Source organism: Bacillus tuaregi (assembly GCF_900104575.1).
Classification (GTDB): Bacteria; Bacillota; Bacilli; order Bacillales; family Cytobacillaceae; genus Bacillus_BD; species Bacillus_BD tuaregi.
The window spans coordinates 660,646-675,464 of sequence record NZ_LT629731.1; the positions used below are offsets into that span (position 1 = coordinate 660,646).

At 40.9% G+C, this 14,819-nt stretch carries 5 protein-coding genes and 1 CRISPR repeat array (1 of these 6 running past the window's edge); of the genes, 4 read left to right on the plus strand and 1 reads right to left on the minus strand.

Translation table 11 applies throughout. The features are described 5' to 3' along the window. A CRISPR array of direct repeats spans nucleotides 1-7,643; the repeat unit is 32 nt; unit sequence GTCGCACTCCATGTGAGTGCGTGGATTGAAAT; it begins 609 nt to the left of the window's first position. Between the two features lie 263 nt (nucleotides 7,644-7,906). Continuing rightward, nucleotides 7,907-9,709: a flavocytochrome c gene (locus tag BQ5321_RS05425; protein WP_071393546.1), complete on the minus strand. Its 1,803-nt coding sequence runs from the start codon at nucleotides 9,707-9,709 to the stop codon at nucleotides 7,907-7,909. Between the two features lie 364 nt (nucleotides 9,710-10,073). Here BQ5321_RS05425 and BQ5321_RS05430 point away from each other — a divergent pair, with 364 nt between their 5' ends. The 4 genes from BQ5321_RS05430 (at nucleotide 10,074) to BQ5321_RS05445 (ending at nucleotide 14,808) form a co-directional block, all read left to right on the plus strand. Next, on the plus strand, nucleotides 10,074-11,021 hold the full coding sequence (locus BQ5321_RS05430; RefSeq protein WP_071393547.1) for a sugar-binding transcriptional regulator: 948 nt from the start codon (nucleotides 10,074-10,076) through the stop codon (nucleotides 11,019-11,021). A gap of 183 nt (nucleotides 11,022-11,204) precedes the next feature. Next, nucleotides 11,205-11,870, plus strand: a complete 666-nt coding sequence (gene deoC / locus BQ5321_RS05435) for a deoxyribose-phosphate aldolase (RefSeq protein ID WP_071393548.1) — start codon at nucleotides 11,205-11,207, stop codon at nucleotides 11,868-11,870. Nucleotides 11,871-12,150: 280 nt separating this feature from the next. Continuing rightward, the gene (gene fucP / locus BQ5321_RS05440) at nucleotides 12,151-13,500 is read left to right on the plus strand and encodes an L-fucose:H+ symporter permease (RefSeq protein ID WP_071393549.1); all 1,350 of its coding nucleotides are present in this window, start codon (nucleotides 12,151-12,153) and stop codon (nucleotides 13,498-13,500) included. A gap of 291 nt (nucleotides 13,501-13,791) precedes the next feature. Beyond that, nucleotides 13,792-14,808, plus strand: coding sequence for an aldose 1-epimerase family protein (locus tag BQ5321_RS05445; protein WP_071393550.1), 1,017 nt, complete (start codon nucleotides 13,792-13,794; stop codon nucleotides 14,806-14,808). The last annotated feature ends 11 nt before the right edge of the window (nucleotides 14,809-14,819 follow it).

A 14,819-nucleotide genomic window follows, 5' to 3' on the forward strand; every position in this document is an offset into this window, starting at 1 on the left:
ATGTGAGTGCGTGGATTGAAATATAAAATGCCACCGGGTCCCGACAGATGGAAAGAGTCGCACTCCATGTGAGTGCGTGGATTGAAATTTCCACCCCTGGCAGCACTTGAACCGATACAAACGTCGCACTCCATGTGAGTGCGTGGATTGAAATAACAATAGGGGGAGTATCGTATCAAATTGGTATGTCGCACTCCATGTGAGTGCGTGGATTGAAATAAAACCAAAGCTGTTTCGATTTAATTCGTATGCAGCGTCGCACTCCATGTGAGTGCGTGGATTGAAATATACGGTTGTAATATTAAAAATGCTAATGAAGTGTCGCACTCCATGTGAGTGCGTGGATTGAAATTTTTACCCTTGTATGACTTGGTATGGACGTTATAGTCGCACTCCATGTGAGTGCGTGGATTGAAATATGCAATGTAAAAATTATTTAAATTTATAAACTGTCGCACTCCATGTGAGTGCGTGGATTGAAATGTTACTGTCAGTCAACTCCTCGAACAGGCATAAGGTCGCACTCCATGTGAGTGCGTGGATTGAAATCTCTGCCTGGCGCTCGACATTCCCCTGCGTATCGTCGCACTCCATGTGAGTGCGTGGATTGAAATTCGCGTAGCGCGTTGGATCATAGTCAAGGCCCAGTCGCACTCCATGTGAGTGCGTGGATTGAAATCGAAATGTAGTTTTCGAGAAGGATTTGAATATATGTCGCACTCCATGTGAGTGCGTGGATTGAAATCGAACACTTTTATATGAGGAAACAACTTTTGTATGTCGCACTCCATGTGAGTGCGTGGATTGAAATAATACGTTTCAACGGATACGGTTTATGAAAATAGGTCGCACTCCATGTGAGTGCGTGGATTGAAATGCTTGTAACGAACGATGATTATTTACAAGTTGGAGTCGCACTCCATGTGAGTGCGTGGATTGAAATAAACGTTTTAGCCAAAGCAGGCTTAGGCGGTATAGGTCGCACTCCATGTGAGTGCGTGGATTGAAATTATAAACCTATATTGTAAGATACAGATTTTCACAGGTCGCACTCCATGTGAGTGCGTGGATTGAAATACCTCGGTGGGGGAGAGGATGTTTGTTCGGTATTGTCGCACTCCATGTGAGTGCGTGGATTGAAATAGCAAGGATTTACAGAACATTGAACGCATTGAAGAGTCGCACTCCATGTGAGTGCGTGGATTGAAATATATTGTCGGCAACCACTACCGCTAAGGATGATAGTCGCACTCCATGTGAGTGCGTGGATTGAAATAATCACTAGTTTAGACTACTTAAACCTATCTATTGTCGCACTCCATGTGAGTGCGTGGATTGAAATCCTTTTATCTAAACTAGTACAAAAATTATTGATCGTCGCACTCCATGTGAGTGCGTGGATTGAAATAACGATAATCAATATAAGTATATCCCTATTAACTGTCGCACTCCATGTGAGTGCGTGGATTGAAATAATATCCTGCGAATAATGGCAAGCAAGGTTCCCTTGTCGCACTCCATGTGAGTGCGTGGATTGAAATACATATAGAATCCGAGTTATACAGTTATAAGGATGTCGCACTCCATGTGAGTGCGTGGATTGAAATTTATGACGATTGGGAATTAAGGGTTTGCAAGGATGTCGCACTCCATGTGAGTGCGTGGATTGAAATAGTATCTACATAAAAAACATCTTCCCACTCGTCAGTCGCACTCCATGTGAGTGCGTGGATTGAAATTTTTTTCCATTGTCCCAATATAGATAGTAATGAGGTCGCACTCCATGTGAGTGCGTGGATTGAAATCATACTATGTTAAAGGTATAAAGGATTTTATAAAGTCGCACTCCATGTGAGTGCGTGGATTGAAATATTTAGTTTAGTTCCATTGTGTAAATAAGTGACAGTCGCACTCCATGTGAGTGCGTGGATTGAAATTGGTATGAGTATAGTCTCAGAGGTTTCTCTCTAGGCGTCGCACTCCATGTGAGTGCGTGGATTGAAATATAAAATGCTATTGTATCATTGTAATAAATTAGTTCGTCGCACTCCATGTGAGTGCGTGGATTGAAATATCCAACGGGATGTGAATAATTACATCGGAGTGGTCGCACTCCATGTGAGTGCGTGGATTGAAATTCTTTGGTGAACATAATATCTTGTCTTAGGTTCTCGTCGCACTCCATGTGAGTGCGTGGATTGAAATACTGTCCATCTTGTCCCATGAGTCAAAACTATTGTCGCACTCCATGTGAGTGCGTGGATTGAAATTAGATGTAGGAATCTTGATGATAGCATTTAGATGTCGCACTCCATGTGAGTGCGTGGATTGAAATAACAATGGGGCTGACTTTAACTTCCTGAGTCGGCGTCGCACTCCATGTGAGTGCGTGGATTGAAATAACAATAGGGGGAGTATCGTATCAAATTGGTATGTCGCACTCCATGTGAGTGCGTGGATTGAAATAATCTTATTAATCTTTGATAATCATCTGGCAAAGTGTCGCACTCCATGTGAGTGCGTGGATTGAAATGTACAAGCGTTTATAAGGTATCCAATAGAGATATGTCGCACTCCATGTGAGTGCGTGGATTGAAATAGCTACAATTTACAACATGGAACGAACACAAACTAGTCGCACTCCATGTGAGTGCGTGGATTGAAATATAATGATATAATTTCAAGTCCTTTGCAACTTGGTCGCACTCCATGTGAGTGCGTGGATTGAAATAGCCCCCTCAATGGCAAGGGCCTGCCATTAAAAGTCGCACTCCATGTGAGTGCGTGGATTGAAATATTCTAGTTAACTCATTCACAACCTCAAAGACTAGTCGCACTCCATGTGAGTGCGTGGATTGAAATGTCTACTGTGCGTGGATTATCGAAACACCAATCGTAGTCGCACTCCATGTGAGTGCGTGGATTGAAATTGTTATTATCGAGAAACTTAACAGTGATATTAACGTCGCACTCCATGTGAGTGCGTGGATTGAAATAGCCTAGTACAACGATGATATATGCCACAGTATCAGGTCGCACTCCATGTGAGTGCGTGGATTGAAATGATTCCAAATATCCCTAATGTTAAGCAAAACGGTGTCGCACTCCATGTGAGTGCGTGGATTGAAATAGTCCTGCTTTATATGTGGAAGCCAGGATTATTAAGTCGCACTCCATGTGAGTGCGTGGATTGAAATCATCATCGAATACATAGCACCATGAGTAAGACTGGTCGCACTCCATGTGAGTGCGTGGATTGAAATAACCATATCATTAGGAAAAGTAACAAGTATTTGTGGTCGCACTCCATGTGAGTGCGTGGATTGAAATCAAGAACGTTGTTCGTTGGCGCACTCTCCTAGCTCGTCGCACTCCATGTGAGTGCGTGGATTGAAATTCAACTTGGATTAAATCATCTGTATCTATTTTGGTCGCACTCCATGTGAGTGCGTGGATTGAAATAAATCGGAGCACCTGCCACGGTGGATGAAGCACCGTCGCACTCCATGTGAGTGCGTGGATTGAAATTTTAAAACAAAAGATTAAAAGATTAAATAAACGTGTCGCACTCCATGTGAGTGCGTGGATTGAAATTGGGTTAATAAAAAAGTTGGTCTTTCCGACCAAGTCGCACTCCATGTGAGTGCGTGGATTGAAATCTGTAGACTGCGAAGCTGTTTTGTCACACCGCCGTCGCACTCCATGTGAGTGCGTGGATTGAAATAACAATGCCTGGATCTGTCTGATATATTGATACGTGTCGCACTCCATGTGAGTGCGTGGATTGAAATTGGAACTCCTAGTTTATCAGCTAAATCCCTTTGGGGTCGCACTCCATGTGAGTGCGTGGATTGAAATTGTCCTTGCTCAGAGGGTTGTTAAAGAAAAGGAGTCGCACTCCATGTGAGTGCGTGGATTGAAATTCTTGATTGCTTTCAACAGGCTGACCCATCGATGGTCGCACTCCATGTGAGTGCGTGGATTGAAATCTTACAAACCCGTTTAAGGTCGTGTCCATGCTCGTCGCACTCCATGTGAGTGCGTGGATTGAAATCTCGATCAGGTGGCTATGGCAATGGGTATTCCTGTCGCACTCCATGTGAGTGCGTGGATTGAAATATTTGGGTAAGAACCTGATCACCCATCTGCTGATAGTCGCACTCCATGTGAGTGCGTGGATTGAAATACTCCATCGGTAGATAAAAGTGATTTAACACCTGCAAGTCGCACTCCATGTGAGTGCGTGGATTGAAATTTTTTACATTCATGATTAAAACAGGATTAAGGAGGTCGCACTCCATGTGAGTGCGTGGATTGAAATATCCAGGACCAACTCGCGGTCATCGGCTAAGGCTGTCGCACTCCATGTGAGTGCGTGGATTGAAATACGTTGGAAGCACCATTGTTGCCACGATTGACTCGTCGCACTCCATGTGAGTGCGTGGATTGAAATGGTAAACGGTTAAATCTCTGACTCCCATAAAACACGTCGCACTCCATGTGAGTGCGTGGATTGAAATCTATTATTAGGAGTTGACCGCAATGAACTATGTCGTCGCACTCCATGTGAGTGCGTGGATTGAAATACCAGGTAATGGTCCATCATTTGAAACATACTCATAGTCGCACTCCATGTGAGTGCGTGGATTGAAATCGGGTAAGGGTGTAACGCTTTTAGGAACACAGGGGTCGCACTCCATGTGAGTGCGTGGATTGAAATAGGTACATTGACATTCGCGCCATCTGATAAAGGTGGTCGCACTCCATGTGAGTGCGTGGATTGAAATGTCAGTATAAGATGGGTGATTGTTATCGTAATATCGTCGCACTCCATGTGAGTGCGTGGATTGAAATCAAAATATAAGATTGGCGGTAAATGGTGCTTTCGTCGCACTCCATGTGAGTGCGTGGATTGAAATCTAGAATCAAATGAATGATGGACTACCCACAAAAAGTCGCACTCCATGTGAGTGCGTGGATTGAAATCAAATATATTTAATCCAAGGCGTGTCACTGTTTTGGTCGCACTCCATGTGAGTGCGTGGATTGAAATCATCTCGAACTTGATTAATGGTGAAAATCAAAGGTCGCACTCCATGTGAGTGCGTGGATTGAAATACCGATAAACTACGATTGGTTAACACTTCACCAAGTCGCACTCCATGTGAGTGCGTGGATTGAAATGCAACTTTGGCAGTTAATCAGGGCGCAGACTTAGCGTCGCACTCCATGTGAGTGCGTGGATTGAAATTATATAAATCCAAACATTCTTTGAACAACCCTACGGTCGCACTCCATGTGAGTGCGTGGATTGAAATATAATTGTCTCCTCCTGCGGAAACAAAAAAGCAAGTCGCACTCCATGTGAGTGCGTGGATTGAAATGATTTGTGGATGAAGATACAGGAAAAGTTTACGAAGTCGCACTCCATGTGAGTGCGTGGATTGAAATGTATCGTTAATAGTTTGCGTTATATGAAAAATCTCGTCGCACTCCATGTGAGTGCGTGGATTGAAATATCGATTGATGATGCTATGGACGATAAAACCATCGTCGCACTCCATGTGAGTGCGTGGATTGAAATCTAATTTTGTATTTACTGACATGACAAAAGGAAAGTCGCACTCCATGTGAGTGCGTGGATTGAAATTGTTATGTTGTTATCTAATAATCCTAACTTGATTGTCGCACTCCATGTGAGTGCGTGGATTGAAATATAATTGCCTTGTGTCGTGTATATGGGTTATTAATGTCGCACTCCATGTGAGTGCGTGGATTGAAATTACACAAAGTTTGCATACTCCTAAAACGCCTCTTGGTCGCACTCCATGTGAGTGCGTGGATTGAAATTATGGTACGCTTACAAGAAAAGGTAAAGCATGGGTCGCACTCCATGTGAGTGCGTGGATTGAAATAAATGCATAAACGCTCAATCGAAAACTCACCAGATGTCGCACTCCATGTGAGTGCGTGGATTGAAATTTTTCTTATATACGTAAAGACTCTCCCGTGCTTTTGTCGCACTCCATGTGAGTGCGTGGATTGAAATTTCAATAATAAAACCACAGTTACATTCGTGCAGAGTCGCACTCCATGTGAGTGCGTGGATTGAAATTTGTATGAGAGAATCATCTATGAGCGAATCATAAAGTCGCACTCCATGTGAGTGCGTGGATTGAAATATTTGTGAAAGAGCAAAAAGACATGGCATTGAAGTCGCACTCCATGTGAGTGCGTGGATTGAAATTTAAAAGAAGGAGCTGAAATAACAGGGTGCTCAATGTCGCACTCCATGTGAGTGCGTGGATTGAAATAATAAGGAAACAGGTGAACGTACCACACGTTTATTAACGTCGCACTCCATGTGAGTGCGTGGATTGAAATAAACTATCCCTTAATTGTGAGGTGCACAGAATAATGTCGCACTCCATGTGAGTGCGTGGATTGAAATTCCAGGCGGAGATGCTTTTGACGGAATTGCCATGTCGCACTCCATGTGAGTGCGTGGATTGAAATAAAGCAACGAAAATACATTAGTGTCGGATTCTTCGTCGCACTCCATGTGAGTGCGTGGATTGAAATATTTAAACTATCAAAATACAAATCATCTAATTTAGTCGCACTCCATGTGAGTGCGTGGATTGAAATATGATAATCTTGCTATTTTGTTTTATTCCGTGAGTCGCACTCCATGTGAGTGCGTGGATTGAAATTTATCGGACCATCAAAATTGACGATGAATTAATTGTCGCACTCCATGTGAGTGCGTGGATTGAAATCAAAGTAAGGTAAGATATGTAAACGAACAATTACGTCGCACTCCATGTGAGTGCGTGGATTGAAATAAGTGGTCGGGTTGGTGAGTTAATGAACAGTGCTTGTCGCACTCCATGTGAGTGCGTGGATTGAAATACATCTTTGATTAACCCGATTGGCTGTTGTGCGCCAGTCGCACTCCATGTGAGTGCGTGGATTGAAATACCGGTGCCCAAACGGACAAAACCCTCCATCCTGGTCGCACTCCATGTGAGTGCGTGGATTGAAATATCTGCTTGCCTAACTCATATCTGCATGTCGGAAGTCGCACTCCATGTGAGTGCGTGGATTGAAATGTTTACTGACTTATTGAATAAATTTAAAGGTGACAGTCGCACTCCATGTGAGTGCGTGGATTGAAATAAAAAAGAAAGAGGCACAGCAAATAAAATCTTCTGTCGCACTCCATGTGAGTGCGTGGATTGAAATAATGTGGACATAAATTTTAATCAAATCAAAGGCAGTCGCACTCCATGTGAGTGCGTGGATTGAAATCCATCGAATAAACATTATTTGCAAATTCATACGCGTCGCACTCCATGTGAGTGCGTGGATTGAAATTGAAGCGAAAGCCGAATATGAAAAAATGGTTGAACGTCGCACTCCATGTGAGTGCGTGGATTGAAATAAGAACTAGAACATCATCCGGAGTTTGCACTGGATGTCGCACTCCATGTGAGTGCGTGGATTGAAATTTTCATGATGTACAGCTCCTTACACATATTGTTGTCGCACTCCATGTGAGTGCGTGGATTGAAATAAATTGAAAACAGTCCATACACGAGAGAAGATGTAGTCGCACTCCATGTGAGTGCGTGGATTGAAATGATTGTATTGAATTTACTGTACATAATCATTCGGTCGCACTCCTCGTGAGTGCGATAATATCATACTCCACCATGGCTTGGGACTACACTTCTGGTTATGTAAACACCTCTAACGAGTAGAAGCCTATGTGAAATGCTTCTATAATCCAATGAATAAGAGGGGGAAGAAGAATCGAAATTACTGCAGACGTCGTTAAAAAGGAAGCTGATTCCCAAATAACGAGAATCAACTTCCTTTTATTAATGATTAGAACGGTAAAGTATTATTTACCCTCCGCAGCATTTTTACCAGCAACTCGGCCAAAAACAATGATATCAGCAATTGCATCTGATCCTAAACGGTTCGTTCCATGGATATTTCCAGTCACTTCACCGGCAGCATACAGACCTTTAATGATATCGCCAGTTGTATTGATGACCTGTGCATCTGGATTAATTTTTACTCCACCCATTGTGTGGTGTACGGCTGGAATGGATTTCATGATGTAATAAGGACCATCTGTGAAAGCTACCAATTCACCACGTTTATTAAATTCTAGGTCTTTTCCATTCTTCGCATATTCATTATAGTTCTTTACTGTTTCTTTTAAAGCCTCTGCATCGATACCGAAATGTTTAGCAGCTTCGTCAATTGTATCTGCTTTTACTAGCAGTCCGCGGTCGATTAGACTATCATATTCATGCTTATGTTTTACATCTACTTTACTAGCAACCATGCTGGCTTGATCCCAGAACATGTAGGAATAGCCATCGCTAGTTTCTGTAGTCGCTTTTGAAATAACATCGCGGCGCTCTAGTTCTTCAACAAAACGCTTCCCTTCTTTATTCACTAGGATAGAGCGGCCTTCCAAGCGAACATCACCTACATATAATAAACGCCCTGTTTCTGGGTCACAGGTAGGATAGGTTTGAATAAATGACATGTCGTCTAATTGAGCACCAATTGCTTCAGCCATCACAATACCGTCACCAGTACTGCCAGCTGATGTAGTAGAAAGAATTTTATCATCCATTTCAGGATTATATTTAACACGCATATCAATGTTCGCACCAAAGCCACCAGATGCTAGAACAACACCTTTTGCAGCAGTAAAGATAACTGTGTCACCATTCATTTCAGCTTCTACAGCGTTGATGGTTTCTTTATCATCACTATTTGCGATGAGTGCTGATGCTTTTGTATCCGTTAAAATGGTGATTCCCATTTCCTTTGCCTTTGCCTCAAGCTTCGTGATAAGCTCTACACCTGAAGCATTTTTTGGTACTAAGCTTCTTTTTACCGAGTGGCCTCCAAAGAATAACATATAGTCTTCCCATACCACTCCTACTTCATCTTTAAGCCAGATGGCTTCATTTAGAGCATTATCAGCAATTACTCTGATTAGAGCAGGGTCACTTTCATTATCTCCGCCCTTTAAAATATCCTCGTAAAATAAATCAGTGCTGTCCTCAATACCTTCTTTTTCCTGAAGCCAGTTACCAGGAGCAGCCATTTCACCACCTGATATCAGGGTATTTCCTCCAACTGCAGGCATTTTTTCAAGCACAACCACTTTTGCACCATTTTCTGCAGCGGTAATAGCTGAGGTTAAACCAGCTCCGCCTCCTCCAATGACAACAACATCATAAGCCGTTTCAATATCCTTATTAGCTGTAGATGAATCCCCTTTAATTTTCTTAAGAGCGTCAACATCTGCACCAGCTTCTTTTAATGCAATGGTTACCGCCTCCAAAATGGCTTTGCTTGTAAAAGAAGCACCGGAAACCGTATCTATTCCTAAGCCTTGAGCGTCAACGATTTGCTGAGGAATCTTTTCAATTGCAGGATCAGAAATTCCTTCACTTTCTTGATGCTCTAATACCTTTACACTCTTAATTGATGATTCGTCTAAAACAACCTCTACCTTTACATCACCATTCATCCCTTTTGCAGAAGCAGTATAGGTGCCTGCTTTCCAACTGGATGAATCGCTCGCAGTGTTACCGCTATCATTAGAGCTCGTACCACAGGCAACTAATGAAAGACACAGTAAAATGCTTAGAAAAAACACTACATATTTCTTCATTCTTTTTCCTCCTTATGTTAATCATGTGAAGTACAAAACAAATTATAGGCAATTGTAAAATATTAGCAAGTATAAAATTGATAGATTACTATTTTCGTCACAGGTTTATTCAATCAATGACCAATAAACATGCGGTGTACGAAGGGTTTTGGTAATAAAATGAGGTATTGTATTTGTGATAAACATCATATGGAGGAGAAGGAGGGGTTTTCTTGATAGGTAGTTTATCGAGAGAGATCGATAAAAATCCGGACGCAAATTCGACGGGCGAATTTGATTGTTGAAATTATCATTTTATCTAGTAGTATGAGAAGTGATAATTGAATGTGTTACTTTTGATAATAAAGAAAAGAGGGTGAACAAAATGGATAATGACAAGGAGAGACTGAGTATAGCCGCTGCAAGGCTTTATTATCAATCTGATTATAGTCAGCAGGAAATCTGTAAAAGTCTGGGTGTATCAAGACCAACCGTTTCAAGGCTGTTACAATATGCTAAGGAGCAGGGGTATGTCAGAATAGAAATTATTGATCCATTAGAGAATATGAATGATATTTCTCAGCAATTAAAGGAACTCTATGGATTAGAAAAGGTGCTGGTGGCCTTTTCACCACTCAATGAATATGAAGAAATTACCAAGCATATTACCCGAACAGCTGCGGATTATTTAGATGAAACGGTTAAGGAAGGAGATATTATTGGTGTATCGTGGGGGAAAACGATGCACATGCTAGCTTCACAGCTTAATCAAAAAAGGGTTCAGGGCGTTGAAGTAGTTCAGTTAAAAGGTGGTGTCAGTCACTCACAGACGCAAACCTATGCTGCCGAAACAGTAAATTTATTTGCAAAGGCTTACTATACTGTTGCTCGCTATTTACCTTTACCTGTTATTTTTGACAAGAAAGAAGTTAAACAGATGGTGGAAGAAGATCGTCATATACAGAGAATTATTGAAATGGGAAAACAAGCAAATTTTGCTATATTTACTGTAGGGACAGTACAAAATGATGCACTATTATTTAATTTAGGCTATTTTAGCGATCAGGAGAAGGCTGAGTTGCAGCAGTCTGCTGTGGGGGATATCTGTTCTCGCTTTTTTGATAAGGGAGGTAAGATCTGTAATAAAGAACTTAATGATCGAACAGTAGGGATTGAACTGGAAGATTTAAGGGAAAAGGAAAAGAGTATCCTTGTTGCCGGAGGAGAGAGAAAGATTAAATCAATACATGCGGCGTTAATTGGAAAATATGCTAATACACTAATTGTCGACCAGTATACGGCAAGAGCACTGTTAGAAATGAAGAGAAAATAAGTAAAGTCTGTTGGAGTAACTCTAACAGATTTTTTTATTTCTCTTATTATTTATTAAGTTATTAAAAGTAAAAATTTGTTTGAACAAAATTTCAAAACGATATTTACATTTGTTCAAACCGGTGTTATTCTTTAGTTGTGAAATCGCTTTACATAAATCAACAAATAGAAAAGGATGTTGCAGATGATAGCTAATTTGATCGACCACACACTATTAAAGCCTGATGCAAGAGAACAGGAGATTATCAATCTAATAGAAGAGGCGAAGCAGTACAAATTTGCCTCAGTTTGTATAAATCCATATTGGGTACCGCTTGCAGCTGAAAAGCTACAAGGAAGTGATGTTAAGGTTTGTACGGTTATAGGTTTTCCTCTTGGTAGCACAACCACTGCCGTGAAGGTATTTGAAGCAGAGGAAGCTATTCAAAAGGGTGCACAGGAAATCGATATGGTAATTAATATCGGACTTTTAAAGGCAGGAGAAGATGCAAAGGTAGAAGCTGATATTAAAGCGGTTGCAGATGCTACTCATGGTAATAAGGCTCTTCTTAAAGTAATTATTGAAACCTGTCTATTAACAGAAGATGAAAAAATACGCGCCTGCCAGGCTGCTGTTAAGGCGGGTGCTGACTTTGTTAAAACATCAACAGGTTTCTCAATAGGTGGTGCCACAGTAGAGGATGTCGCATTAATGAGAAAGATAGTAGGAGAAGCATGCGGAGTAAAAGCCTCTGGCGGCGTACGTAACAAGACGGATTTAGATCAGATGGTTGCAGCTGGTGCAAATCGTATTGGAGCAAGCTCAGGTGTTAAGATTATGCAAGGATTAACTGCAGAAACTAGCTATTAAGCTTTCATTTAACTTCATTCAGCAAATGCTTTTTGTACCGAAAGCTTGCGTCAGGTACAGAAGTTCTCTACTTCAAACCCCTGCTGAATGAAGTTAAGCCTCCGGCGAATTTGATTTGTATATAGCAGCATCTAAAACCGTTCTACACTCTATTAGTGTAGGAGGTTTAGATGGCTGTCTATCAAACCAGATGTCCAAAACAATAGTTTAGCTTCTTTACAGAGCTTCTTAGAAAATGATTAGAAAGAATAAAAATAATTGAGGTTATGGAGGTAAACAAATGAAATCGGCAAATATTATTCAATTATCAGATGGTTATCTGAATCGAACTCCTATTTTTCAATATATTATGCTGTCTATGCTGTTTCCATTATGGGCAGTAGCGGCGAGTTTAAATGATATTCTTATTACACAGTTTAAAAGTATCTTTGAGTTAAGCGACCTTGCTAGTGCTTTCGTACAAAGTGCCTTTTATGGCGGCTATTTCTTAGTGGCGATTCCAGCTTCAATGGTCATTAAAAAGACTAATTATAAAATCGGGATTATCACAGGATTAACCTTTTATATAATTGGTTGTTCTTTATTTTTCCCTGCATCCCATATGGCTACCTATAACATGTTTTTATTTGCACTATTTGCGATTGCCATTGGTTTAGGTTTCTTAGAGACTTCTGCCAATACATATAGTTCAATGATTGGTCCAAAAAAATACTCAACACTTCGTTTAAATATCAGTCAAACCTTTTATCCCATTGGTTCCATTGCAGGTATTTTATTAGGTAAATATCTTGTTTTCCAAGAAGGAGCAAGCCTTGAAGCCCAAATGGCCACGATGACACCAGAAGAAGCTCGGGTCTTTGGAGAACAAATGCTGCAGCATACGCTTGAACCATACCGATATATTATTTATGTCCTTATAGCTATGTTAGTATTATTTCTAATTATTAAATTTCCAAAATGTAAGCCGGTTGAAAAGGCTGGGTCTTCACAGGTGAAAAAACCAAGTATCCTAGAAACATTGAAATACCTATCCAAAATTAAAAGCTTCCGTAAAGGAATCCTAGCTCAATTTTTGTATGTTGGAATTCAAACAGCGGTTTGGTCTTATACAATCAGACTTGCTTTAGAGCTTAATCCACATATTAATGAAAGATTTGCTTCTAACTTTATGGTATTTAGCTTTATTGCCTTCTTTGTTGGGAAATTTGTCGCTAATCTATTAATCTCTCGTTTTTCTCCAACGAAGGTTTTGACAGCGTATTCAGTTATTGGAACATTGTTATTGGTTTATGTAGCATTAGTACCAAATATGACAGCCGTTTATGGGGCGATTCTTGTAAGCCTTTTCTTTGGTCCGTGCTGGGCATCCATTTATGCAAGAACTCTGGAAGTTGTAGATGATAGACGACACACAGAAACGGCAGGTGCCATTCTTGTAATGTCTATTGTCGGAGGCGCAGTTGTACCTGTTATTCAAGGCTTAGTATCAGACCTAGTAGGATCTCTTTCCTTATCCTTCCTAGTATCAATGGCTTGCTTCCTATATATAAGTTTCTACTTCTATAAAGAAATGAAAAGAGAAGCAAGCTCTGAAAAAGAAGCAAACGGAATAGAAGCAGATGCTATTTAACTTCATTCAGCAGAAGTCCTCCACTTCTACAAGTGGGGGATGAATGCAAATTGTACTTCGATTCAGTGGGGGGTTAAACCCCGGCTGAAAGAAGTTAAGCCTCCGGCGAGTCTTGCGATTTTTTAAAGGTAGTTTATCGAGCGAGCTCGATAAAAATCTGGACGCAAATTCGACGGGCGAATTTGATTAGAAGGCTGCAATGCTTTTAATGAAAAAACAGGATCATATTAATACTTTGCGTTTATGGTCCTGTTAAAGTGATGAAAACTATTTCAGAAGGGACGATACATCATGGCCGGAATCATTGATTTACAGCGTGGATTTTTCAAGGAAAGTCGTTCGGTTATTTTCAGAAATAATGAATTTACCGTTTCTTTATTTCAGTATCCATCAGGCGTTGAAGCGATAGAGTTAACGAATTCTCGAGGGAAAATGGTTGTTCTACCCTATATGGGCCAAATCATTTGGGATTTGGAATTTGATAATGTGAATCTAAAAATGAAGAATATGTTCTCACAGCCAAAGAAAGTGAATGAAATCGTTGATACCTACGGTTGCTTCTCCTTTCATTCTGGTTTGCTTAGCAATGGATGCCCTAGCCCGGAGGATACTCATCCATTACATGGAGAGATGGCTTGTGCTAACATGGATCAAGCATGGCTTGAGGTGTCCGATTCTTCTGTAACGGTTGGCGGGTTCTACGAATACACAAAGGGATTCGGCAGTCATTATTTAGCCAAGCCTACGGTTACGATGGTAGCAGGAGAGAGTCATATTGAAATAGGAATGTTTGTCAAAAATCTATCAGGTGCTGATATGCCTTTACAGTATATGTGTCATACGAACTATACTTATTCTCATCAGGCATTGTTGAAGCAGAATATTCCAGACAGCGCATTTTCACTTCGAAAATCGATTCCAGCTCATGTGAAACCGACCGAAAAGTGGCTTGCCTTTAACGAAGAACTGTTAAGCAACACTAGTGATACATTAAAAATTCTTGATCGCCCGGAGATGTATGATCCTGAAATCGTCTTTTTTGCTGATAGGTTGGAGCAATATACAAAGGAAGCAGAGTTTGAAATGGTTTCGCCAGATGGTGTGACTCTGTTCACGAAATTTTCGACAGAGGAATTTAATTATGCTACTCGCTGGTTATTATACAATGAGGATCAACAGGTTGCGGCGTTTGTATTACCAGGTACCTGTCGTCCAGAGGGCTTTTTAGCAGCTAATGAGGCAGGCAGCTTGATTACTCTAGCTGCGGGTGAAGAAAGATCATTTAAAGTAGTAACGGGTAAGAAATAAGGAGGAAATTA